This window comes from Tatumella citrea, assembly GCF_002163585.1.
Lineage (GTDB): Bacteria > Pseudomonadota > Gammaproteobacteria > Enterobacterales > Enterobacteriaceae > Tatumella > Tatumella citrea.
Genome location: NZ_CP015579.1, coordinates 3,160,880 through 3,185,268, shown reverse-complemented (window position 1 = coordinate 3,185,268; position 24,389 = coordinate 3,160,880). Strand labels below are relative to the sequence as shown.

The following is a 24,389-nucleotide window of genomic DNA, read 5'->3' as shown; positions in this document are numbered from 1 at the left end:
ATATTGCTTATTTTACACCACTTATGCGCAGAAACCATCCCCCGTCTCGGGGGTAATAAGAAGCACATTCTAGCACGCCGGTAGCATGAAGACATTTTTGTTTAACTGTTGAAACTGGTATGATCGTCGGGTTTTTTACTAAGCAGGAAGTGTTATGGCCCAGATTAGTCGTTCAGCGCTGGTCCCGTACAGTGCTGAAAAGATGTACCGGCTGGTGAATGATGTTGATGCATACCCGCAATTTTTGCCGGGCTGCACCGGCAGCCGGATCCTCGACAGTTCAGAAGATCAAATGACCGCCTCGGTGGATGTTTCTAAAGCCGGGATAAGTAAAACGTTCACTACCCGCAACACACTGACCGATAATCAGCGTATTCACATGCAACTGGTCGATGGTCCGTTTCGCAAGCTGACTGGTGGCTGGCATTTTGTTCCACTGGGCGATGATGCCTGCAAGGTTGAGCTAAGTCTTGATTTTGAATTTACCAATATGTTGGTTGAAATGGCATTTGGTCGGATCTTCAAAGAACTAGCTAACAGCATGGTGCAGGCGTTTACCGTCAGGGCTAAAGAGGTTTATCGTGGCTGATATCCAGGTTGAAGTGGTTTACGCTCTGCCTGAAAAACAGTACCTGCGAACAGTCAGAGTGCCTGAAGGCAGTACCGTTGAACAGGCGATAATCGAATCCGGACTGACAACTTTGCGACGAGATATTGATCTCTCTGAAAACAAAGTCGGTATTTTCAGCCGTGCAGTCAAACTGCATGATGAGGTGAGTGACGGTGACAGAGTCGAAATTTATCGTCCGTTGCTGGCTGACCCGAAAGAATTGCGTCGTCAAAGGGCTGAACGCTCTGCTAACGCGAACAAAAAATAACTCCCCCGGGCAATTTTCAACAAAAAAATAGCGCAGTATTCACTGCGCTGTCCTGTCCTGTTTTCTATTGCCGGAGCCTGTTGCCGGGAATACTAACCGGCTAGTTTTTTGTCAGAGCCGGTTTGTTATCAATATTGGTCAGTATTCCACTGCTGTTAAAAGTCAGAGTCAGGGTCTGCTGAGTGATACCTGCATGGCTTGGTTCACGACGGAACACGTAATACCAGACATTGCTGCCAAACGGGTCACGCATCATCGGAGTTCCGAGGGTATACGCAACCTGTTGCTGATTCATGCCGGTATGAAGTTTACTAATATCACTCGCGACCAGATAGTTGCCCTGGTTAATATCCGGACGATAGACGACCTTTTCGATAGTTGAGCAACCAGCGGTTGCCATCAACATTACTACTGCAGCAGCAGCCAGTATTTTACTGCGCATGTATACATTCCTTTTTCGGACACATATGCCTGTGCAAGGCGGTTTTTGCCATCAACGATGAATTCTGCCTGTAACAGGTTTGCTTCGTCCGGCGAGATAAGATATCGATAATAATAGACCTTTCGCCGGATGGAAACCTTTGCAGAGTATGCATATGACTTCCGAACGATAAAAAAGTGCCAAATCACGCCGCTAAAAGTTCTCTGGCATTGGCCAGGGTATTGCGGGTGACTTCACTTCCTCCCAGTAACCGGGCTAACTCATGCAGTCTTGCCTGCTTATCCAGCAGCCGCATCTGGGTTTCAGTCATGGTTCCGTCGGTCATTTTACTGATAAAGAAATGGCTGTGACCACAACCCGCGACCTGTGGCAGATGCGTAACGCACATCACCTGGGTTGATTCTCCCAGTTGACGCAGCATTTTTCCGACAATGGCGGCCGTCGGGCCACTGATTCCAACATCCACTTCATCGAAAATCATTGCCGGGGTTTCCATTTTCTTCGCAGTGATAACCTGAATGGCCAGTGCGATACGTGACAATTCACCACCGGAGGCTACTTTAGCCAATGGCTGTAAAGGTTGTCCCGGGTTAGTGCTGACACGGAATTCGATGGTATCTGCACCTTCAGGAGTCAGGCGATCAGCATTGAATGTCACATCAATAGTAAAACGACCATGTTGCATCGATAACTGATGGATTGAATCAGTAATTCTGGCAGAGAGTTCAGCCGCAAACTGGCAGCGTTGCTGATTCAGTTGCTGTGCTGTTTGCAGGGCGGCCTGGTGATGTTTATTAACCTGCTGATTCAGTAGTTCCAGTTCTTCGTCGTGTGATTCCAGTTGCTGGTATTCAGACAGTAATTGCTGATGCAGCTCTGGCAGGTTTTCCGGTGAGACATGGTGTTTGCGGGCCAGTGAAATCTGCCGTGAGATACGCTGTTCCAGCTCCTGCAGACGGTTAGGGTCCAGATCAATACGTTCGCAGTAGTGACGAAGTTCATCTCCGGCTTCACTTATCAGGATAGCAGCATCTTCCAGCATGGTCAGAACCGGCGTCAGGGTTTCATCCATTGGCAGTAATTCACTGACGCTCTGGCGAGCCGTATGCAGCAAAGATTGCAGGGTGATGTCGTCACCTTCAGAAATCATTCGTGACGCCTGCTGGCTCAGTGTTAAGCGTTGTCCGCTACTGGCAAGGTGTTTATATTCATTGTCTGCCCCCTCAAATTCACCGGCGACAGGTGCAAAACTGTTTAGCTCTTTCAACTGATACTGCAGTAATTCTCTGCGGGACTCCCGCTCCAGGGTCTGTTGCTGCAGGCTGGCCAACGCGCGACAGGCAGAATGCCATTGTTGATAGTGATGGCGCATAGAATCAGACAACGGAGTTGGATCGGCATAAGCGTCGAGCAAGAAACGCTGATGCTCAGGTTTCAGCAGCAACTGATGAGCATGTTGGCCATGAATCTGAATTAATAGTTGGCCAAGTTCCCGTAGTTGTGAAAGTGGTACGGCTGTGCCATTGATAAAGCCGCGTGAACGCCCATCGGCATTGATGACCCGCCGCAGCAGACACTCGTCGTTATCATCCAGATGATTGTCTGCCAGCCACTGGCGGGCAGACGGGGAGGATTGCAGGCGGAAGCGAGCGCAGATATCTGCCCGCGTAGCGCCAGGCCGGACCATTTCGGCCTCTGCTCTGGCGCCCAGGCACAGGCTAAGCGCATCTATCGCAATCGACTTACCGGCACCGGTTTCCCCGGTGATGGTGGTCATACCCTGTTGGAAGTCGACATCCAGTTCACGGACAATTGCAAAATTACTGATGGTCAGTTGTGCCAGCATAATATCACCTGTATAGAAAAACATGACTGTTTTTTTATACAGTATAATCCGCTTTTTTACACAGTAAAGAGGGGCCGGCACATTTTTAAAATAATTTTTTAGACCAGCCGAGTTTCGTGCTTAACGTATTAAAATAATTGTAATTTTTTGGATGTATCAGGTCCAGGTGCTGTGGGCTGCGTTTGATCAGTACTTCTTCCCCCTCCTGAATCGGCAACGCAATCTGGCTGTCACAACTGATTTCCAGATCACTGCGCAATGATGAGAAACGCAGGTGGATTTCACTGCTGCTGTTTATAACCAGAGGCCTTGCTGACAGTGTATGAGGAAACATCGGGACTAAGCTGATAGCTTCGAGGCCTGGTGTCAGAATCGGGCCGCCGGCTGAGAGTGAGTAAGCGGTTGAACCGGTTGGGGTGGCAATAATTAACCCGTCAGAGCGCTGAGAGAAAGCAAAGTTGTTATCGATATATACTTCGAATTCAATCATATGGGCTACTTTCCCGGGATGCAGCACTATTTCATTGATGGCTGTGGCAATCCGGGGCGATCCCTGAGGTAGTGCAACTTTCGCTTCCAGCAAAAAGCGTTGCTCAGTGAAATAATGGCCATCAAGGACTTCAGCCAGTTGCTGACGGGCATTCTCAGGGTCCAGATCTGTCAGAAATCCAAGATTGCCGCGGTTAACACCGATAACTTTAATATCGTAGCGGGAGAGAATTCTGGCTGCGCCCAGCATATTACCGTCACCACCGATGACCACTGCCAGGTCAGCCTGCTGGCCAATTTCTGCTAATGTGCCGGTGTTTACCTGCTGCAAATGGAGTTCATTGGCAATTTGTTCTTCAACTATCACCTGATAGCCTTCACCGGTCAGCCAGTGGCACAACATTTCATGAGTGGCGAGGGCATTCGGGTGGCGCGGGTGGCCGACAATTCCGATACATTTAAAAATTTTGTTCATTTGCAGGCAATTCCTCCAGCCAAAACACCAGTCAATATTACACAGTCCCTTGAATCCGTAATTTTGATCCCCATAATAAGCCCAACGGCGAAATGAATATGGAAAACGCGGAGATTTTCATGAGCAGTAAAGAACAGAATAACCCTAACGAGCAATTTTCAGAAGAGCAGGCGGCAGAACAACAGACTGCGGCTGAAAATGCAGACACTTCCGGGACTAAAGATCCACGCGATGAGCGTATTGCTCAGCTGGAAGCCGAACTGGCGAAACTGAGTAACGGTGTGCGTGATGCGCAGTTACGTGCACAGGCTGAAATTGAAAATATTCGCCGTCGCACCGAACTGGATGTCGAGAAAGCACATAAATTTGCGCTGGAAAAATTTTCTAACGAATTATTGCCAGTGATTGATAGCCTGGAACGTGCACTGCAGGTTGCTGATAAAAGTAACAGTGAGCTGGCTTCAATGATCGAAGGGATCGAACTGACCCTGAAATCGTTGTTAGGTGCAGTGCGTAAATTTGGTGTGGAAGTGGTAGGTGAAACCCACGTACCTTTCAACCCGGATGTTCATCAGGCGATGTCAATGGTTGAATCTGATGAAGTCGCGCCAAACCACGTGCTGATGGTGATGCAAAATGGTTACACCCTGAATGGCCGTCTGCTACGTCCGGCGATGGTTGCGGTGTCCAAAGCTAAGGCATAATTTTCGCCTGCAGAATTTACTGCAGGCGAGCTGACGGGGCAATCCACGATCTTGCTCATGGATTGTCCGCAGATGCTGAATCGTCTGTCCGGGTCTGCCGGCCAGACGATTACCTGTTTATGGTAGTATCGGCATCCAGTCTATAGGGTCCCGGCCGGACTGCTGTAACAGAGCATTAGCTGAAGAAAAAGGTTTGCTGCCAAAAAATCCGCGATGAGCCGACAATGGTGACGGATGTGGCGCCTGCAAAACATGGTGTCGTTGTCTGTCGATAATTGCGCCTTTCTTCTGGGCATGAGCACCCCATAACAGAAATACCACTCCCTCCCTGTGCTGATTGATCAGCGAAATGACGGTATCCGTGAATTGTTCCCAGCCCAGTCTGGCGTGAGAGTGCGCTTTGCCTGCTTCAACGGTTAATACAGTATTTAACAGCAGTACCCCCTGAGTTGCCCAACTGGCCAGATAACCGTGATTAGGCCGGGTAAATCCTGCAATATCCTGCTCCAGCTCTTTGTACATGTTCAGTAATGAAGGAGGTATTGCCACGCCGGGTAGCACCGAAAAAGCCAGACCATGCGCCTGGCCCGGACCGTGATACGGGTCTTGTCCAAGAATAACTACCTTAACCTGGTGCAGTTCAGTTAACCGAAAGGCATTAAAAACATCCTTTTGCGGAGGGTATACGGTGACTCCTTCTCTGCGGCGTTGCTCAACGCTTTGCAGGGTTTGAATAAAGTAGTCCTGTTGCTTTTCGGGGGCCAGTACGTCATGCCATGTTAAAGTTGTCATTATTCCCTCCTGAATATCATGCCGGTCAGCTTAATGATTTTATCTTCCGGGTAAAGGCTTAAAAATAATTTGAAAAGTTACATATTATATTTATTTGAAAATATATTTAATATCAATAGCTTGTTTTTTGTATGTCAGAGCCGGTGACCGTTTATTGATAAAGGTCAAGGAAGTGAGTCTGCTCATTAGTTATACAATGATGATGAAGTTGATCCAGACAAAATCTTTGCTTAGACAGTATCAGCCCCGGAGGCAACCTATGATTAACGGAATTCAAATCACTAAATCCAGCAATAATGCATTGCTTAACTCTTTCTGGTTACTGGATGAAGAAAATGCAGAAGCACGCTGCCTGTGTGCAAAAGGGGATTACCAGCCAGACCAGCTAGTCCCACTCCGGGAACTCGGCGAAATTGAATATCGTCAGATCCCGCTGGAAATGAAACCACAGGTTCGGGTAGAGGGTGGTCAGCATCTTAACGTCAATGTACTACGTCGTGAAACACTGGAAGACGCAGTAAAACATCCGGAAAAATATCCGCAACTGACCATCAGGGTTTCAGGCTATGCGGTACGGTTTAACTCTCTGACCCCGGAACAGCAGCGTGACGTCATCACCCGTACATTTACCGAAAGCCTGTAACGGGTTTCTGGTCTGAAAATGGCGCTTAAGCGCCTTTTTTGTTATTGTTAACTCATTAATTATAAAGCAGTAAAATGGACCGGGTGGTTTTAATCGTCGGTCTGACTGCATCCGGTGATAAAGCGACAAATAAGCAGAAATGAAAACAAAAAAATCGCCCGGCGCGGGCGACTTAATATTACAACCGGTGAAATTGTAACCGGTAAATAGTACAGCTGGTTAATTTTACTCTGCAGACTCTTCCGTCGTTCCGGAGGCCAAACCGGCTGAAGATGCTGCTGGCTTACGGCGTTTTCCGATATTTTTGCTGTCACGATGGCGCACTTTAACTCTTGGTTTTTGTGCTTCTTCGTTTTTCTTCTGTTTACGTTTTTCCAGCTGTTTTTTCGACGGCTTCTTCGGCCCCGTAGCAGAAGGCGCCCGGGTTTTTGGCCGTAGATCCTCGATAGTTCTGATTTTCAGTGGTTCATTCAGGTAGCGACCAATTTTAATCAGCAACTCATTGTCATGTGCTTCAACCAGAGAAAGTGCAGTGCCTTTTTTACCGGCGCGGCCAGTCCTGCCGATCCGGTGCAGATAAATATCAGCCGTGCGTGGCAAATCAAAGTTGATAACCAGAGTGACATCATCGATATCAATGCCACGAGCCGCAACATCAGTCGCTACCAGCACGTTCACACGACCTTCGGTCAGGCGCTTGATGGCTTCAGTACGTTTTGCCTGAACCATTTCACCTTCAAGGTAGCTGCAACGTATATCGGCCTGACGCAACCATTCCGCAACTTCGTGTAACCGTTCACGCTTGCGAACAAAAACGATAGTACGGCTGGCGTCCGGCTGATTTAACAGATGAATCAGCAACCGGGTTTTATGTTCCAGGTCATCGGCGCGGTAATACCATTGCTGGATTTTTTTGCGCTCGCGACGACTTGGCTCCGCCTCAACAGTGACCGGGTCATTCAACAGACGATCTGCGAAATCTTCAATATGTTCGCCTTCCAGCGTGGCAGAGAATAACAATGTCTGTTTACGCCAGCGGGTTTCCCCGGCAATGGTTTCAATATCCTGAGCAAACCCCATGTCCAGCATCCGATCTGCTTCATCAAGAATTAGGGTTTCAACCGCGCGGCAGTCAAAGTTTTCTTCTTTAATATATTGCAGCAACCGACCGGTAGTCGCGACCACAACATCCTGATTGGTGCTGAATACTTCGGCGTGGTTCATATAAGCCACACCGCCGGTAATCGTCGAAATATCCAGGTGGGTATATTTCGCCAACTCACGCGCCTGTTCCGCTACCTGCATTGCCAGTTCACGGGTTGGAGTCAGGATTAAAATCCGCGGTGGTCCGGATTTTTTACGCGGGAAATCGAGTAAATGTTGTAAAACCGGCAGTAAGTAGGCCGCTGTTTTTCCGGTCCCTGTGGGCGCCGAACCCAGGACGTCACGGCCTTCCAGCGCAGGAGGAATTGCCTCTGCCTGAATTGCAGTAGGGCGCTCGTAGTTTTTATCCTGCAGAGCATTCAGCAGGCTTTCATCTAATTCAAGTTCGGAAAATGTGGTTACAGTCATGGTCTACCTCTGTTTGGGGCGCTGATTATAGACACTTCAGACGCATTCTTCATCTGTTGTCTGCGTCTGTTGACCGCAGAAGGGCATTTCTGACGGTAAAATTCCCGAAGACGGCGATTTTTCACGGTAATTTTTCTGTCAGGCGGTTACACTCCCTGAACAGGGTGACTGACCCTGTATTGGTAATGCAGGACAGGAAAGATTGCCGTGTCACAGAGTTTTAAGAAAAATGGTTTTACCTTCCGACAATTTTTTGTCGCCCACGACCAGTGTGGCATGAAAGTCAGCACTGACGGTATTATTTTAGGTGCTACAGCGCCAGTCCCTGTTGATGGCCGTTTACTGGACATTGGTAGTGGCAGTGGCCTGATTTCTTTAATGATGGCGCAGCGTATCCATGAGGCAGGCAGTGTTCCGCAGATTGATGCAGTTGAGATTGATTTAGCGGCGGTGAGTCAGTCACAGCAAAATATTGCACAGTCACCCTGGCCAGATGCGATACAGGTTCATCATGCTGATATCCTGACCTGGGAGGCTCCGTTCTCCCGTCGTTATACTGTTATAGTCAGTAATCCTCCGTTTTTTTCTCCGGGGGTGAACTGCAGCAGTAGCGCCAGACAAACCGCACGTTACACAACGACTTTGAGTCATCAGGCTTTGTTGCGAAGTGCGCAGCAACATCTCGCGGCGGATGGTTGGTTTTGCGTGATATTGCCGGTGGTTGCCGGGGAGGAGTTCATCTCCCTTGCAAAAAAGGATGGCTGGACCCTGCGTCATTGCCGCCGAATTAGTGAGTTTGCCGGGCGGCAACCACACCGGTTATTTGTGGCTTTTTCATTAAATTCCGGGGAATGTGTTGACGACCGTCTGGTGATCCGTGAGTCTTCCGGTGGATATTCCGATGACTACCGACAGCTGACAGGAAGTTTCTATTTATCGCGCTAAAAGCCTTGTTACCTGACTCCTGCCAGAAAGCCGGTCTGCCGGAATAGTGCCGGCCGCCAGATTAGGTATCTGGTAAAAATTGTCACTATCTCCCTCATTTTTCGTAAAAAAACTGCAGCGTGGTTTACCTGAAAGACAGAAGCATATGACAATCTCTGTTTTGCAGCGATTTTTTATTAAAACCCTAAACAGAACCTTGAATTAGAGATGAAATGCTTTGTTCGATGAGGTAACCTGCCTGTTAAATCACCTTTTGCCCGTTTTGGGACGGGAGAGGAGTGACGCAGTTCATCGATAGCACAAGGCCCGGGACGTTATTACAAACAGTTAAATTATGCTGTTACCCGGAGAATACAGGGAAACGCTGAACTTTCTTTAAAGTATCTACTCTAAGTCACTGCTTGCTCAGATCATGTGAGATGTTGCTGGTGGTTAATTGGATGTAGAACATATTTGTGGGGATATTACCTCGGATGAGCGAGCAGTTAACAGATCAGGTTCTTGTTGAGCGCGTCCAGAAAGGAGATCAAAAGTCATTTAACTTACTGGTGATTAGATACCAGCATAAAGTGGCGAGCCTTGTGTCGCGCTATGTACCGTCAGGGGATGTGCCGGACGTGGTGCAGGAGTCTTTTATTAAAGCCTATCGTGCCCTCGAGTCTTTCCGTGGCGACAGTGCTTTTTATACGTGGTTATACCGTATAGCTGTAAACACAGCGAAAAATTACCTGGTTGCTCAGGGACGCCGGCCTCCATCCAGTGATGTGGACGCGGTTGATGCAGAAAATTTCGAAAGTGCGGGTGCATTAAAAGAAATTTCGAACCCTGAGAACTTAATGTTGTCAGAAGAACTGAAACAAATTGTCTTTAAAACTATAGAAACATTACCTGAGGACTTACGGATGGCAATCACACTCAGGGAACTCGATGGTTTGAGTTACGAAGAGATTGCCGAGATTATGGACTGTCCGGTCGGGACAGTGCGTTCCCGGATATTCCGGGCCCGTGAGGCTATCGATAACAAAGTTCAACCGCTGATCCAACGTTAGTGATGGCGGCTACTTGAAAGGTAAAAGGCATGCAGAAAGAACAACTTTCCGCTTTAATGGATGGTGAAATCTTAGATCAGTCATTGCTTTCTTCGTTGGCGAAAGACCCGGAGTTGCAGCAAAGCTGGACAAGCTATCACCTGATTCGTGATACGTTACGTGGCGATGTTGGTACAGTGGTTCATTTTGATATTTCTGCCCGTGTGGCCGAAGCTATCGCGCAGGAACCTGCCCGTAATGTGACCCCGTTTATCCCGGAAGCGCAGCCAGAACCTTCACGCTGGAGCAAAATGCCGTTTTTTGGCAAAAAACGTCCGTGGGCTGCCCAGCTGGCACAGGTTGGTGTCGCAGCATGTGTTTCGCTGGCGGTGATCGTGGGTGTACAGCATTATGGTAATTCTCCGACAGGTTCAGGCAATGTCGCGGACACTTCGGATACCCCGGCGTTTAATACTCTGCCAATGATGGGTAAAGCATCTCCGGTTAGCCTTGGAGTGCCTTCTGACATTTTTGATGCCGGAAACGCTACTCAGCAGGTTCAGGAGCAACGTCGCCGTGTTAACGCGATGCTCCAGGACTATGAATTACAGCGTCGTCTGAATAACGATCAGTTTGAATCAGGTGTTCCTGAGCAGGCTCAGATCAATGTGCCGGGTAATCAGTCTCTGGGTATTCAGCAGCAGTAATGAAAAAACCTTTTATTCTGATTGCTACTCTGGCTGGTAGTCTGCTGTTTTCATCGGTGGCCTCAGCGCAGGATTCTGCGTCTGAGGTCATGCTGGAAAAGATGGAAAAAGCCAGTGCCACCCTCAATTATGAATTTGCCTACATTAATGTCTCCCGTCAGGGGATAGAATCCTTACGCTATCGCCATGCGATTGTCTCTGGTCAGACCTATGCACAATTGCTGCAGATGGATGGCCCGCGGCGTGAAATTATTCAACGCGGCAAAGAAATCAGCTATTTTGAAGCCGGTCTGGAACCTTTTACCTTACCGGGCGAGCACATCATCGATGGGTTACCTTCGGTGTTGTATGCTGATTTTGACCGGCTGAAAAACTATTATGATTTTATTCCGGTAGGGCGCTCTCGTGTTGCCGATCAGATGTGTGATGTTGTGCGTGTGGTTTCGCATGATGGTTCCCGCTACAGCTATGTTATCTGGCTGGATGTGGATACTTCTTTGCCGCTACGCGTGGATTTGCTGGCTCAGGACGGCGAACCTATCGAACAATATCAGGTGATCAGCTTCGCAGTAGATGAAGGCGTCAGCCATATGATGGAATCACTGAAAAACGCTAATCTGCCGCCAGTACTTTCTCTTCCTGCGGGAGATAAAGTGAATTTCAACTGGAAACCCGGTTGGGTCCCGGCCGGAATGCAGATGATTTCACAAACCCGTCGTCAGATTCCTACGATGGGGAAAGCGTTTGAAACCAGGCTATACTCTGACGGTTTATTTAGTTTTACCATTAATGTCACGGATGCTGATAAAGATAGCCTGAACCAGGCATTGCGCACTGGACGACGTACGATTCAGGTCGAAATACGTAATAATAAGGAAATTAGTGTTGTGGGTGAGTTGCCTGCAGCCACTGCAAAGCGTATTGCGGATAATGTCGACGTAGGTAACTAATTATGATGAGAGAATGGGCAACCGTGACTTCCTGGGAAAACGGGATCGCGACACTGCATACCGAAGCAAAAACCTCCTGCAACAGCTGTAACGCCCGTAAAGGTTGCGGCAGCCATCTGTTGAATAAACTGGGGCCTGAAGATGCAGAAGTTATGCAGATTGCCAGTAAACAGCCGTTGCAACCTGGTCAGCGTATTGAATTAGGTATTCGTGAGAGCAGCCTGCTGGGGTCTGCGTTACTGGTTTATATGACGCCATTGCTGGGTTTGTTTATTGTGGCCGGTCTGTTCCAGTCGTTGTTCCATTCTGATCTGGCTTCTGCCAGCGGTGCGCTGCTGGGCGGCGTTGGAGGCTTCATTTTATCAAAAGGCATCTCAGCCCTGATTGGTGATAAAGAAGCTTTTCAGCCAGTAATCTTAAGTGTGGCATTACCTCCGGATTCTTTGCGCTTCGAAACGGCAGAGAGTGAGTAGACAGAATGTCATGATGGCCGGATAATTTCCGGCCTTCCCCGTACTAAAATTTACCTTTCTCTGTAGCAATTACACCAGGTTACCGGCTTTCGTACAGGCCCTTAACAGTGTAATATGCCACCTCATTAATGAGGCTGACTCAACACGAGTAACGAGTGATGTTACTTATCATCTCTGTGCCCTGGTATTCAACAGACGTTTTTACGCGAAGATATTCATATAAATGAAGCATATAAGAAACTTTTCCATTATAGCGCACATCGATCACGGCAAATCTACGCTTTCTGATCGCCTGATTCAGACCTGCGGCGGGTTAACCGACCGTGAAATGGCTGCTCAGGTTCTGGATTCAATGGAACTGGAACGTGAACGCGGTATTACCATCAAAGCACAGAGTGTTACCCTCGACTACCATGCACAGGACGGGCAGACCTACCAGCTTAATTTTATCGATACTCCGGGCCACGTTGACTTCTCTTATGAGGTTTCCCGGTCGCTGGCTGCCTGTGAAGGTGCTTTGCTGGTCGTGGATGCAGGGCAGGGGGTAGAAGCTCAGACCCTGGCAAACTGCTATACCGCTATGGAAATGGACCTGGAAGTTGTTCCGGTACTGAACAAAATTGACCTGCCGGCGGCCGATCCTGATCGTGTATCTCAGGAAATTGAAGATATTGTCGGTATTGATGCAACGGATGCAGTTCGCTGTTCCGCTAAAACCGGGGTTGGTGTACCGGAAGTTCTGGAACGACTGGTTCGTGATATCCCGCCACCGGAAGGTGATCCGGAAGCTCCGCTGCAGGCACTGATTATCGATTCCTGGTTCGATAACTACCTGGGGGTTGTCTCGCTGGTGCGGGTGAAAAATGGCACGCTGCGTAAAGGCGATAAAATTAAAGTAATGAGTACCGGTCAGGTTTATAACGCTGACCGTTTAGGTATTTTTACGCCGAAACAACTTGATCGCAATGAACTGGGATGCGGAGAAGTTGGCTGGCTGGTGTGTGCGATTAAAGATATTTTAGGTGCTCCGGTCGGGGATACACTGACCAGTGCCCGTAATCCGGCAGAAAACGCATTACCAGGCTTCAAAAAAGTTAAACCACAGGTTTACGCCGGTCTGTTCCCGGTAAGCTCTGATGATTATGAATCTTTCCGTGATGCTTTAGGCAAACTGAGCCTGAACGATGCCTCACTGTTTTATGAGCCGGAAAGCTCTACGGCGCTTGGCTTTGGTTTCCGTTGTGGATTCCTGGGCCTGCTGCACATGGAAATTATTCAGGAGCGTCTGGAGCGTGAGTACGATATTGATCTGATCACCACAGCGCCTACTGTTGTGTATGAAGTTCAGACTACCGACGGCAATGTGGTCTATGTCGACAGCCCGTCGAAATTACCACCGCTGAACAATATTGAAGAATTACGCGAACCGATTGCAGAGTGTCATATGCTGGTCCCACAGGAATATCTGGGAAATGTGATTACACTCTGTATTGAGAAACGCGGCGTGCAAACCAACATGGTTTATCATGGAAACCAGATTGCCTTAACCTACGAAATTCCGATGGCCGAAGTCGTGCTTGATTTCTTCGATCGTCTGAAGTCCACTTCGCGGGGTTATGCATCTCTGGATTATAATTTTAAACGATTCCAGGCCTCTGATATGGTACGTGTTGACGTTCTGATTAACTCAGATCGCGTTGACGCATTGGCATTGATTACCCACCGCGATAACTCGCAATACCGCGGACGTGAACTGGTTGAGAAAATGAAAGAGCTCATCCCGCGTCAGCAGTTTGATATTGCTATTCAGGCTGCAATCGGTAATCACATCATTGCCCGTTCAACAGTGAAACAATTACGTAAGAACGTACTCGCCAAATGTTATGGTGGTGACGTGAGCCGTAAGAAAAAGCTGCTGCAAAAACAGAAAGATGGTAAAAAACGTATGAAACAGGTAGGTAATGTAGAATTACCTCAGGAAGCGTTTTTAGCCATTCTGCATGTGGGCAAGGACAACAAATAAGGACCTGGCATGGCAAATATGTTTGCACTGATTCTGGCTTTAGCTACTCTGATTACCGGAATCATCTGGTGCATTGATAAATTCGTATGGGCTCCTGCCCGTCGTAAAAAGCAGCAGCAGGCCCGTGAAATGGCGGGTAATGCACTGGACGAAAAAACACTGAACGCCGTGGACCGCCATCCTGGCTGGATTGAAACGGCAATATCGGTCTTCCCGGTATTGTTTGTTGTTTTCATCGTGCGTTCGTTTGTTTTTGAACCGTTTCAGATACCGTCAGCATCAATGATGCCGACCTTGCTGATTGGCGATTTTATCCTGGTAGAGAAATTTGCCTACGGTCTGAAAGATCCAATCACTCAGACAACGCTGATCCCGACCGGTCATCCGAAACGTGGTGATATCGCGGTATTTAAATACCCGAAAGATCCAAGTGTTGATTACATTAAGCGCGTTATCGGTTTACCTGGCGATAAAGTGGTGTTTGATCCTTACAGCAAAACCATCACGGTCACTCCGGGTTGTGGTTCAGGGCAATGTGGTAATGCAATACCTGTGACCTATAGTGATATGGAACCGAGTAACTTTATTCAGACCTTCAGTGGTTTTGATGGTAATGAAGTGGGTAACGGATTCTACCAGGTACCACTGGATCAAAGCATGAAAGGTGGTTTACGCCTTGGTATCCGTAAAGAAACCATCGGTGATGTCACGCATAATATCTTACTGGTAAACGAAGCTCAGAGTCAGGTGAGTTCTTATTATCAGCAACCGGGACAACAGCCAGCCACCTGGGTGGTTCCTGCCGGTGAGTATTTTATGATGGGTGATAACCGGGATAACAGTGCCGACAGTCGCTACTGGGGCTTCGTACCTGAAAAGAACCTGGTGGGTAAAGCCGTTGCTATCTGGATGAGCTTCGAAAAACAGGAAGGCAAATGGCCTACCGGAGTTCGCCTGAGTCGTATTGGTGGCATTCATTAATACCTATGTGGGCCCGCTTAGCGGGCCTTGTTACTGACCCTGGCCGGCAGGCCACTGCACACGAAACAGAGAGAGCTGTATCAGCCCTGTTTCATGTGCAGAGCAACAGACGTAATCTAAGAGCTGGAAACGCATGAACCCCATCCTGATTAATAAGCTCCAGAGGAAACTGGGCTATACTTTCACTCAAGCAGATTTATTGCAGCAGGCTTTAACCCACCGCAGCGCCAGCAGCAAACATAATGAGCGGCTGGAGTTCCTGGGGGATTCCATCCTGAGTTATGTGATTGCCAATGCCTTATACCACCGTTTTCCACGGGTGGATGAAGGTGACATGAGCCGGATGCGTGCAACGCTGGTTCGCGGTAATACGCTGGCAGAAATGGCACGGGAATTTGAACTGGGTGAATGTTTACGCCTTGGGCCGGGTGAACTGAAAAGCGGCGGTTTTCGTCGTGAATCCATCCTGGCTGATACGGTAGAAGCACTGATCGGCGGTATTTTCCTCGACAGTGATATTCAACAAATTGAAAAGCTGATCCTGAGCTGGTATCAGAGTCGCCTGGACTCGATCAGTCCTGGTGATAAACAAAAAGATCCTAAAACCCGGCTGCAGGAATTTCTGCAGGGCCGGCATTTACCATTACCATCTTATCTGGTGGTACAGGTGCGTGGTGAAGCCCACGATCAGGAATTTACCATCCATTGCCAGGTCAGCGGAATGGAAGAAGCAGTGGTTGGGGTTGGTTCCAGCCGCCGCAAAGCAGAACAGGCAGCCGCAGAGCAGGCGCTGATTAAGTTAGGAATGGAATGAGCGAACAAGCAACCCATTGCGGTTTTATCGCAATCGTCGGCCGGCCTAATGTCGGCAAATCCACATTACTGAACCAGTTACTGGGACAGAAAATTTCGATCACCTCACGGAAACCGCAAACCACGCGGCACCGGATTATGGGGATCGATACCCGCGATAATTATCAGGCAATCTATGTGGATACCCCGGGCCTGCACATGGAAGAGAAACGGGCCATCAACCGCCTGATGAACAAAGCTGCCAGCAGTTCTATTGGAGATGTAGAACTGGTTATCTTCGTAGTGGAAGGTACCCGCTGGACCGATGACGATGAAATGGTACTGGGTAAACTGAAGGCTGGCAAAGCGCCGGTCGTTCTGGCAATCAACAAGATTGATAACCTACAGGATAAATCTATCCTGCTACCACATATCCAGATGCTGAGCCAGAAAATGGACTTCCTGGATGTGGTGCCGGTATCGGCAGAACACGGTAATAATGTAGACACCATTGCTTCTATTGTGCATAAGCACCTGCCGGAAGCTGATCATCATTTCCCGGAAGATTATGTAACCGATCGCTCTCAGCGGTTTATGGCTTCAGAAATCATCCGCGAAAAACTGATGCGTTTCCTCGGCGCAGAGCTGCCGTATTCAGTCACTGTTGAGATTGAGCAGTTTGTGAATAATGAGCGTGGCGGTTATGACATTCATGGTCTGATACTGGTGGAACGTGAAGGCCAGAAGAAGATGGTAATCGGTAACAAAGGTGCCAAAATCAAAACTATTGGTATTGAAGCCCGTAAAGATATGGAACAGATGTTTGAAGTTAAAGTACATCTGGAGCTGTGGGTAAAAGTGAAATCCGGCTGGGCGGACGACGAACGTGCGTTACGCAGCCTGGGTTATACCGACGACCTCTGATTTATGGAAGGCTGGCAACGCGCCTTTGTGCTGCATAGTCGCCCGTACAGCGAAACCAGTTTACTACTGGACTTGTTCAGTGAGAATGAAGGACGAGTTCGGGTGCTGGCTAAAGGTGCGCGGGCCAAACGTTCGCAGTTAAAAGGAGCCTTACAGCCTTTTACTCCCTTGCTGGTCCGCTGGTCCGGTAAAGGTGATATCAGAACCCTGCGCAGTGCCGAAGCTGTTTCACTGGCACTGCCGCTTAACGGGACCTACCTGTACTGCGGTTTATATGTCAACGAACTACTGTCGCGGGTACTTGGACAGGAAATTCCCTTCTCCGAACTCTTCTTTGATTATCTTCATTGTATCCAGGGGCTGGCTTCGGCAACGGGATCAGCAGAACCGGTGTTACGCCGTTTTGAGCTGGCGGTGCTGGGACATCTTGGGTATGGCGTCGATTTTTTACATTGTGCCGGCAGCGGTGAACCCGTCAGTGAAACCATGACTTACAGTTATCGTGAGGAAAAAGGTTTTATTGCCAGTCTGGTGATTAACCAGCGTAGTTTTACCGGCCGTCATTTGCAGGCTTTGTATTCCCGTGAATTTCCTGACAGCGATACGCTAAGGGCCGCAAAACGTTTTACACGCATGGCCCTAAAGCCTTATCTTGGTGGAAAGCCGCTAAAAAGCCAGGAGTTATTCCGGCAATTTACTTTACCTGCCGTCGTACCACCGCAAAACAAACCGTAAACGGGGTGCCTGGCAAGGTGTGATTATTCAGACTGAGGATTGTCATGACGGAACTATTATTAGGGGTCAATATTGACCATATCGCGACCCTGCGCAATGCCCGCGGAACCCGCTATCCGGACCCTGTCCAGGCTGCTTTTATTGCAGAACAGGCGGGTGCTGACGGCATCACAGTACATTTACGTGAAGACCGACGTCATATTACCGATCGTGATATCCGATTACTGCGCGATACCATTCAGACCCGGATGAACCTGGAGATGGCGGTTACCGAAGAAATGATCACCATCGCCTGCGAAGTTCGTCCTCACTTCTGCTGCCTGGTACCGGAAAACCGCAAGGAAGTAACAACTGAAGGTGGACTGGATGTGGCCGGTCAACAACAGAAACTTAATGATGCCGTGAAACGTCTCGCTGCGGCAGGCATTCTTGTTTCTTTGTTTATCGATGCGGATCACCGACAGATTGATGCAGCTGTCACCTCGGGCGCACCCTATATCGAGATTCATACCGGTGCCTATGCCGAAGCTGCTGAAGGTCCGGAGCAGGATGCAGAGCTGGAACGTATTCGTGAAGCGGCGGAATACGCAGCTTCAAAAGGGCTGAAAGTGAATGCCGGTCACGGCCTGACTTACCACAACGTGTTACCAGTCGCTGCTATCCCGCAAATGCATGAACTGAATATTGGCCACTCAATCATTGGCCAGGCAGTGATCAGCGGACTGGCAGAAGCAGTACGCGAAATGAAAGTACTGCTGAGAGAATCACGTCGGTAATGGCTATTCTGGGTTTGGGTACCGACATTGTTGAGATTGAGCGTATCGAACAGGTGATTAGTCGCTCCGGTGACAGGCTGGCGCGCCGGGTATTGACTGAGTTCGAATGGCAGCAATATCAGCAACATCATCAGCCGGTCCGTTTTCTGGCAAAGCGTTTTGCGGTGAAAGAAGCGGTCGCGAAAGCCTTTGGTACCGGTATCCGGGGTGGTCTGGCTTTTAATCAGTTTGAAGTCTTTAATGATGCGCTGGGGAAACCGTGTCTGCGTTTCTTTGGCCAGGCAAACAGCCTGGCGGAAGATTTAGGGGTGCGGAATGTCCATGTAACCCTGGCGGATGAACGCCGCTATGCCTGTGCAACGGTGATTCTGGAAAACTAAAGCACTGGGGTGTTCAGACCGAATGCCACAGCGTAACAAATTTTTCCCATAAAGCTTCAGTCGTCTCTGTCTGCTGCGGATCAGTAATTATCGTATTATTGATCGGGCAGACACTCTGGCAGGTCGGGGCATCGTAATGACCGACACACTCTGTACAACGCTCTGCATCAATCTGATAAATAGAGCTGCCCATCGAAATCGCCTGGTTAGGGCATTCCGGTTCACACATATCGCAATTGATACAACGTTCGGTAATCAGTAAAGACATTTCGGTTAACTGCCTTTTTAATCTCTTTGAATCTGTTTGTTATAGGGGCTTTATTTCCCGGATATGATTGTCTGAAGGGCGTTAAGTACAGTCATGCCGTAACAACCTACTGGCATGAAACACAACCGCGACACAAACAGTAAATCACCCCGCGATAACTTTTAGTCAGCAAGTTTATGTTTACGGGGCTCAGGGCCGGGAATTTTAATGCCGCGCACTGTAACACATAACCCGGAAAACCCCAATAATGACGAGGTTTTGAGCATTCGGTTACGTCATGAGCATGTCGGTAAAGGCTTATGACTAGGTATCACTGACGAATGGGTGAGAGCTCCGGGTGGGCAGCGTTACGTGTTACTTCCATAGAGAGGGCAGTTGCCCCTTCAGTGAAGATGAAGGGAGCAACCCGGGGATCAGATTCAGGCAACCGATTTTGTCGGCCAGATCTGAGGGAAAATTGGGGCGATCAGTGGCTCGCCGTTCTTTAAAGTCAGCTCAGGGAATGGAGGCGAGGTCACTCCGCCCCGGTCAACAAACACCGCATCATCGCCTACCCAACGGGCAGAGAATACACGACGCGAACGGGCTGAATGATTTCCTGCCGCGCCATGAACGGTCCGGTAGTGGAAAGCTACAGCATCACCGGGTTCTACTGCCCAACTGACAATGTCGTATTCATCAGCATGAGCTTCAATATCCGGCATCTCTTTAAAATTCTTATGTTCGTAGAGTTTGGTGCCATTAAACCGGGTCGGGCTGAATTCATCGCCCCACAGGTGCGATCCACGAATACAACGCAGAGAGATGGATTGCTCTACCGGATCCAGAGGTATCCACAGGCTGACATTCTGCCGGCCTTCGACACAATAATAGGGTTGGTCATGGTGCCAGGGGGTAATGGTGCTACCACCAGGCTGCTTCACCAGTGTATGTTCATGAAAAAAGCGGGCTGTTTCGGACTGCATCAATCGGGCGGCAATTTCAGCGGCCGGGGAATTAAATACAAAGTCTTCAAATGTTTTGATCCGGGACCAGTTGCAATAATCCTGGAAAAAAGGCGCTGATCCGTCTTTAGGGATCACGGTTCGGGCGAAACCGTATTCGCTGGGATTCGCCATCAGCTCGCTGATCCCCTGTGCCAGGGTATCCACCCAGGGTTTAAATACACCCTTGAGTAAAACTACACCATCTTTCTGAAAAGTTTCTACAGTCTGATCATCAATCAAAGCCGGTGATTCTTTATACATTGCCGGAAATCCTGTCGCAGTTTGTCGGGTCTGAAGAAGGTGCAATTCTTATTCCTGAGCCACGAGAATCCTGACAGCATTTTTATTGTCTTAAACAATATTTATTTTTATCTGTATGTTTTAATGGTTTTTTTATCCAGCAGTGGGTTGCCAGGGAACAGAAAAGATAACGATGTATGCTATGGTCATCCGGAGAACTGCAGTTAAGTTGCACCACAACTATGCACTATTACTGCATAGTGCCACGGCTGCACTGATATAATAACGCGTCTTGCGTAATATGCCCTTAATATGGGAGTGATATACAGAGCTTGCTGACAGCTGAATGACCGAATTAACAGGAGTTTATGATGAAACCACAACAACGCATCGTATTCTTTGATCTCGACGGCACACTGCATAAGCAGGATCTGTTTTGTTGTTATCTGCGCTACTGTCTGGTGCGCCAGCCATTAAATCTGTTGCCGGTACTACTATTTGCACCGGTGATCATCGGGGCACTGCTGCTGAATAAGGCTGCGCGCTGGCCGGTGAGCCTGCTATTGTGGGCGGTTACCGTGGGGCACAGTGAAAGATTCTTGCAGCAACAGGAAACCGGGTTTTGCCGGTGGGCGCAACAACATATCACCCCTTTCCCGGAAGTTCTTCAGCGCTTGTATGGCTATTTACAGGATACCGATACCAGGGTCTGGTTAGTCACCGGTTCACCGCAGTCACTGGTTGAGGGGATTTATGGTTCTGCTTCTTTCCTTTGTCAGGTGAACCTGATTGGTTCACAGATGCAGCGGCGTTTCGGCGGCCGGGTTCTCAGCCTGCGCTGTTTTGGACGCCAAAAAGTGATCGAACTCGAACAACGTATCGGCTGTTTACCAAAACTGCATAGCGGCTACAGTGACAGCAACTTCGATACCCCGTTAATGGATTACTGCCAGTACCGCTGGCGTATTACGGCCAGCGGCAGCATACAGCAACTCGACTAACAACAATTCCGGCGGTGGCTGATAAAGATTAATAGGTTACGGTGACGGTAACCGTATCGCTATAACTGCCCGCCGGTTTATTGGTCTGGGCAGTATCAACGGTAGCGGTATAGTTGACCGTTTGTGAATCGCCAGTGCCGGTTTCACTCAGATCATTATCGGGCGTCCAGGCGGTTCCGTCCGGTTGATAAAACTGATACAGCAAATAATGGGTCGTTCCGTCACTGGTTGATGCCATCTGCCGGAAATCGCCGCTCAACGGATTACTGCTGGTCAGGTTAATTTTATAGGCGGCATTTTTGGTGCAACGCACCGTTAATGCACTGGCGATGGATGCAAAATTTGCCGGCAACGCCGCACTGCCAAAATCGACATCTGGCGCATCTACAATCGCGCAGTCATTGGTCACAATAGCTGAGAAAACTACTGTGGATGTCGCCGTACCGTTGGTATAGACACACAACCCCAGCAGGCCGATAAAACAGATATTATAATTCCAGTTGATGACAATCGTATCGGTATAAGTCCCCGCAGGCACATTCAGCCCAGCCGTCGTATGGATATACAGTGGTAAGGTGCCATCACTGGAATTAAACAATCCCAGTAATCCAAGCAGTGATGTTGATGTCCAGGTAATGGTCTGACCTATCGAATACGTTGAAGAACAGTCTGAGGCTGCACAGATAGTATAGGGGAAACTGGCTCCGGAGCTGCTGACCATTTGTGGCGTTGTGCCGCTTTCTCCGGTGGAGGAGGCCAGGGTGGCCGTAATAGTATTAGTACTGAGCAGGGTTAATAAACCGCCTGAACAGGTGAAACCCGACCCGGTTTCAACAGTTTCTGCAGTGCTGGCTAAGGTAAATGAGCTGACGGTTCCAAAATTTCCGCTGGACGAGATAGTGCTACAGTCTGCCCTGGCAAAATGTGAAATACCTGCCACTAACAACAATAGCAGTCTCAGGGCTAACAATTTAATGTTCATGTAATGCCTCCGGGGCTGGGGCTGACTGACAAATTATCGGGCCGATAATGGCCGGTACAGGGGTGTCTTCAGGTAAGTCAAAGGAATAGTGGCAGGTTCCGTTGGCGGTCATAATTTCCAGCTGATTATGCCGCCCAAGGTGTGAAAGCCAGGCCTGGCCGTCATAGCCGACGACTCCAGTCTGACCACTGTTAATCTCATCCACCGGGGTACCTACCGGTAAGGGATGGTGATGTTGATCGGTCACCGTCAGCACGGCAGAACGTACTTTCTCTACGGAGAAATGAACAATTGCACCGCTGCCTTCGCGTACGGCGACTTTTTGTTCTGATACCGGGACATCGGTATCTGTCGGAAAGTCCATGGTATTAATCGATACCCTGCCAGGGTACCAGGCTGAAACCCAGGGGATAAGCAGATGACCACTGCGGTCAGTATCACCAACATGGCGGTTTTCATAACTGATACTGGCTTTCGGGTATCCGTCAGTATCGGCCACGATAAAAGCGTCATTAATCCGGCGAGATAAGAACAGGTCATTATCCATAACGACGACAGATCCGCTGGCTTCAAACCATTGATCCGACTGACCAGTGGTTCCGTAATATCCGCCACTCAGGCTTGAGTAACGGTTTAACCATGTCAGGTTCAGTTGGTTATAGCTGTCTCCGCTTAGGGAGTGCGCTACTGTCCAGCCAACGCCGCCATCTACTGGCGCCGTTCGGGTATATTCCAGCCGGTTAGTGATATGACCATTGGCCGCAAGACTGGAGGAGCTGTTAACTACAGACTGGTCTCCCCACGGAATGGTGATTTGTGCGACTCCGGTAACGGAGTTGCTGCCAAGGTCTCTGTTCAGACTTAGGCTCAGGCTGGAATTTCCCCCCAGGCTATGGCTCCAGGAGAAATTGGCCAGTCGGGTTCGGGTGCCGTCATTAGCCTGCACTGAAAAATAGCCCAGCCCAAAAGTCCCGTAAATTTTACCGGCCGGGATGATGCTGACCGTGGCCTGGTCAGACTGCCGGCTTAACTGCATGTTGGTGTCTGTAGTAGAGAGATCCTGATAATGACCACTGACACTAATATGCTGAAGATTCAGGCTCCAGAATTTGCTGTAATAAGACCAGCCGGAGGTGTACTGATACCCTCTTTCATGCTGGTTGTTCTGGCTGCTGCTGGCCGACAGGCTAACTGTGCCCAACCGGCCCGGAGTAAAGTCTGCTCCAAGCCCTGTCAGCATCAGTCCGTTGCTGATTTCACTGTGTACAGTCCCTGTCAGCTGATTACTCAGTCCATAGCGGTAGATCCCGCTAACCGCAGCATTGCCATAATCTGCGTTGTCAGTTCCATAGTTTCTGCGCAGACTTCCTGCTGAAAAATCAAAGTCACTCAGCCCTTTCGCCAGTAGTTTATTGGATACATAAAATGGGATGGTGGTGGATACCTGGCGGCCCAGTGCATCGGTGGTCACCACCGTAGCTTCTCCGGCACCGTTAATAAACGGGACATTGGTCAGGCTGTAAGGTCCGGAATTTACGGCCTGACTGCTGGCTTTATAGCCGTTGACAAATAAATCGACGGTGCCTGGCACTGCGGCAGTGCCGCTCCAGTTGAGTAACGGGTACGTTACCAGGTCCGGGCGGACAGTGAAATTACGACTGATACGGACTCCGCCCATACGTACTGAGCGGCTCCATGTCACTGAATCACTGACAAAATCACCGACCTGAACACTGATGAGTTTTGAAATGTCGCTGTATTTCCAGACCGTATCATATCTGACATATCCTGAGGGTGTAGCGTTTATCCCGGCCCACTGGTTACGCCAGACTCCTGTTTGTGAAAGAGTTCCGGCTGCACCAAACCAGCGACCTTCCAGCAAGGTATTCGCAGATGTTCCGCCGCCAGGGGATCTCAGACTATAAGAGTCATAATTAAGTAACAGTCCACTGCTGCTGACCGGACGAAGGCTGTTTTTTGAAAAGCCACTGCCAAGTTGCTGCTCCGGCAGCCACTGGTCGGGTACCTGAAGATTCAGGATCTGTCGGGCACTATCATAACGGGCCTGTACCTGCGGTAGTGTTGAAACATCAGTTAAACCGGACGGGGGTTCGAGCCTCAAATGTGCTTTTAACAGAGGGAGCGCATCTATCCAGTAATGACCATTTTTCACCTGAACCGGCACCAGGCCAGGCGACGGTGTGCCGTTGACGGATAATGTCAGATACAGAGTATAACTTTCGCTTTCAGCACTGCTGAGAGATGGCGGAGGCAGTTGGTTGTAGTCGTCGGCCAGCGCCAGCGCCGGTAACGTACAGGCAATACTCAACCACAGCGGGCGAAATGCGTTAGGCATG

General features: G+C 49.1%; 26 protein-coding genes. 17 read left to right on the top strand and 9 right to left on the bottom strand.

Annotation, left to right across the window (positions count from 1 at the left end; all coding sequences use genetic code 11):
- Positions 1-154: 154 nt before the first annotated feature.
- Positions 155-589 (top strand): type II toxin-antitoxin system RatA family toxin, encoded by a 435-nt coding sequence (locus A7K98_RS15240; protein ID WP_087489330.1) that lies wholly within the window; start codon positions 155-157, stop codon positions 587-589.
- Positions 579-878 carry an RnfH family protein gene (locus A7K98_RS15235; RefSeq protein WP_087489329.1) on the top strand — a complete coding sequence of 100 codons (300 nt, stop codon included), beginning with the start codon at positions 579-581 and terminating at the stop codon, positions 876-878. The genes A7K98_RS15240 and A7K98_RS15235 overlap by 11 nt, the downstream gene beginning before the upstream one ends.
- 100 nt (positions 879-978) lie before the next feature.
- Here A7K98_RS15235 and bamE read toward each other — a convergent pair whose 3' ends face one another.
- The 3 genes from bamE to nadK form a co-directional block, all read right to left on the bottom strand.
- Positions 979-1,320 (bottom strand): outer membrane protein assembly factor BamE, encoded by a 342-nt coding sequence (gene bamE / locus A7K98_RS15230; protein ID WP_087489328.1) that lies wholly within the window; start codon positions 1,318-1,320, stop codon positions 979-981.
- Positions 1,321-1,504: 184 nt separating this feature from the next.
- The gene (recN, locus tag A7K98_RS15225; protein ID WP_087490538.1) at positions 1,505-3,166 is read right to left on the bottom strand and encodes a DNA repair protein RecN; all 1,662 of its coding nucleotides are present in this window, start codon (positions 3,164-3,166) and stop codon (positions 1,505-1,507) included.
- An 85-nt stretch (positions 3,167-3,251) separates the two neighbouring features.
- Positions 3,252-4,130, bottom strand: a complete 879-nt coding sequence (gene nadK, locus A7K98_RS15220; protein WP_087489327.1) for an NAD(+) kinase — start codon at positions 4,128-4,130, stop codon at positions 3,252-3,254.
- 119 nt (positions 4,131-4,249) lie between these two features.
- Between nadK and grpE the strand changes: the two genes are divergently transcribed.
- Positions 4,250-4,834: a nucleotide exchange factor GrpE gene (gene grpE / locus A7K98_RS15215; RefSeq protein ID WP_087489326.1), complete on the top strand. Its 585-nt coding sequence runs from the start codon at positions 4,250-4,252 to the stop codon at positions 4,832-4,834.
- A 117-nt stretch (positions 4,835-4,951) separates the two neighbouring features.
- Here the strand turns inward: grpE and ung are convergent, their stop codons facing one another.
- Positions 4,952-5,629 (bottom strand): uracil-DNA glycosylase, encoded by a 678-nt coding sequence (gene ung, locus A7K98_RS15210; protein ID WP_087489325.1) that lies wholly within the window; start codon positions 5,627-5,629, stop codon positions 4,952-4,954.
- 256 nt (positions 5,630-5,885) lie between these two features.
- Here ung and grcA point away from each other — a divergent pair, with 256 nt between their 5' ends.
- On the top strand, positions 5,886-6,269 hold the full coding sequence (grcA, locus tag A7K98_RS15205) for an autonomous glycyl radical cofactor GrcA (RefSeq protein ID WP_087489324.1): 384 nt from the start codon (positions 5,886-5,888) through the stop codon (positions 6,267-6,269).
- Positions 6,270-6,494: 225 nt separating this feature from the next.
- Here grcA and srmB read toward each other — a convergent pair whose 3' ends face one another.
- Positions 6,495-7,841 (bottom strand): ATP-dependent RNA helicase SrmB, encoded by a 1,347-nt coding sequence (gene srmB, locus A7K98_RS15200; RefSeq protein WP_087489323.1) that lies wholly within the window; start codon positions 7,839-7,841, stop codon positions 6,495-6,497.
- Between the two features lie 207 nt (positions 7,842-8,048).
- Here srmB and A7K98_RS15195 point away from each other — a divergent pair, with 207 nt between their 5' ends.
- The 12 genes from A7K98_RS15195 (at position 8,049) to acpS (ending at position 18,555) form a co-directional block, all read left to right on the top strand.
- Entirely contained in the window at positions 8,049-8,786 is a 738-nt protein-coding gene (locus tag A7K98_RS15195; protein ID WP_157665980.1) for a tRNA1(Val) (adenine(37)-N6)-methyltransferase, read from the top strand.
- 473 nt (positions 8,787-9,259) lie between these two features.
- Positions 9,260-9,835, top strand: a complete 576-nt coding sequence (gene rpoE / locus A7K98_RS15190; protein WP_087489322.1) for an RNA polymerase sigma factor RpoE — start codon at positions 9,260-9,262, stop codon at positions 9,833-9,835.
- A 29-nt stretch (positions 9,836-9,864) separates the two neighbouring features.
- Positions 9,865-10,521 (top strand): anti-sigma-E factor RseA, encoded by a 657-nt coding sequence (rseA, locus tag A7K98_RS15185; protein WP_087489321.1) that lies wholly within the window; start codon positions 9,865-9,867, stop codon positions 10,519-10,521.
- Complete coding sequence (gene rseB, locus A7K98_RS15180; protein WP_087489320.1) at positions 10,521-11,471, top strand: sigma-E factor regulatory protein RseB; 951 nt, start codon at positions 10,521-10,523, stop codon at positions 11,469-11,471. The genes rseA and rseB overlap by 1 nt, the downstream gene beginning before the upstream one ends.
- 2 nt (positions 11,472-11,473) lie before the next feature.
- On the top strand, positions 11,474-11,944 hold the full coding sequence (gene rseC, locus A7K98_RS15175; protein ID WP_087489319.1) for a SoxR-reducing system protein RseC: 471 nt from the start codon (positions 11,474-11,476) through the stop codon (positions 11,942-11,944).
- Between the two features lie 223 nt (positions 11,945-12,167).
- Complete coding sequence (lepA, locus tag A7K98_RS15170; RefSeq protein ID WP_087489318.1) at positions 12,168-13,967, top strand: translation elongation factor 4; 1,800 nt, start codon at positions 12,168-12,170, stop codon at positions 13,965-13,967.
- Between the two features lie 9 nt (positions 13,968-13,976).
- The gene (gene lepB, locus A7K98_RS15165; protein WP_087489317.1) at positions 13,977-14,948 is read left to right on the top strand and encodes a signal peptidase I; all 972 of its coding nucleotides are present in this window, start codon (positions 13,977-13,979) and stop codon (positions 14,946-14,948) included.
- A 133-nt stretch (positions 14,949-15,081) separates the two neighbouring features.
- Positions 15,082-15,762: a ribonuclease III gene (gene rnc, locus A7K98_RS15160; protein ID WP_087489316.1), complete on the top strand. Its 681-nt coding sequence runs from the start codon at positions 15,082-15,084 to the stop codon at positions 15,760-15,762.
- Positions 15,759-16,664, top strand: a complete 906-nt coding sequence (gene era, locus A7K98_RS15155) for a GTPase Era (protein ID WP_087489315.1) — start codon at positions 15,759-15,761, stop codon at positions 16,662-16,664. The genes rnc and era overlap by 4 nt, the downstream gene beginning before the upstream one ends.
- 3 nt (positions 16,665-16,667) lie before the next feature.
- Positions 16,668-17,399: a DNA repair protein RecO gene (recO, locus tag A7K98_RS15150; protein ID WP_087489314.1), complete on the top strand. Its 732-nt coding sequence runs from the start codon at positions 16,668-16,670 to the stop codon at positions 17,397-17,399.
- 44 nt (positions 17,400-17,443) lie between these two features.
- Positions 17,444-18,175, top strand: a complete 732-nt coding sequence (gene pdxJ / locus A7K98_RS15145; protein ID WP_087489313.1) for a pyridoxine 5'-phosphate synthase — start codon at positions 17,444-17,446, stop codon at positions 18,173-18,175.
- Positions 18,175-18,555, top strand: coding sequence for a holo-ACP synthase (acpS, locus tag A7K98_RS15140; RefSeq protein ID WP_087489312.1), 381 nt, complete (start codon positions 18,175-18,177; stop codon positions 18,553-18,555). The genes pdxJ and acpS overlap by 1 nt, the downstream gene beginning before the upstream one ends.
- 13 nt (positions 18,556-18,568) lie before the next feature.
- Here the strand turns inward: acpS and A7K98_RS15135 are convergent, their stop codons facing one another.
- Together A7K98_RS15135 and A7K98_RS15130 are read right to left on the bottom strand one after the other, a co-directional pair.
- Entirely contained in the window at positions 18,569-18,823 is a 255-nt protein-coding gene (locus tag A7K98_RS15135; protein WP_087489311.1) for a YfhL family 4Fe-4S dicluster ferredoxin, read from the bottom strand.
- A 419-nt stretch (positions 18,824-19,242) separates the two neighbouring features.
- The gene (locus A7K98_RS15130) at positions 19,243-20,070 is read right to left on the bottom strand and encodes a phytanoyl-CoA dioxygenase family protein (protein WP_087489310.1); all 828 of its coding nucleotides are present in this window, start codon (positions 20,068-20,070) and stop codon (positions 19,243-19,245) included.
- 347 nt (positions 20,071-20,417) lie between these two features.
- Here A7K98_RS15130 and yfhb point away from each other — a divergent pair, with 347 nt between their 5' ends.
- The gene (gene yfhb, locus A7K98_RS15125; protein ID WP_087489309.1) at positions 20,418-21,050 is read left to right on the top strand and encodes a phosphatidylglycerophosphatase C; all 633 of its coding nucleotides are present in this window, start codon (positions 20,418-20,420) and stop codon (positions 21,048-21,050) included.
- A gap of 28 nt (positions 21,051-21,078) precedes the next feature.
- Here yfhb and A7K98_RS15120 read toward each other — a convergent pair whose 3' ends face one another.
- Both A7K98_RS15120 and A7K98_RS15115 read right to left on the bottom strand, forming a co-directional pair.
- Complete coding sequence (locus A7K98_RS15120) at positions 21,079-22,032, bottom strand: Csu type fimbrial protein (RefSeq protein WP_169715417.1); 954 nt, start codon at positions 22,030-22,032, stop codon at positions 21,079-21,081.
- Positions 22,022-24,388 (bottom strand): fimbria/pilus outer membrane usher protein, encoded by a 2,367-nt coding sequence (locus tag A7K98_RS15115; RefSeq protein ID WP_087489308.1) that lies wholly within the window; start codon positions 24,386-24,388, stop codon positions 22,022-22,024. Before A7K98_RS15115 ends, A7K98_RS15120 begins: the two co-directional genes overlap by 11 nt.
- Position 24,389: the final 1 nt, after the last annotated feature.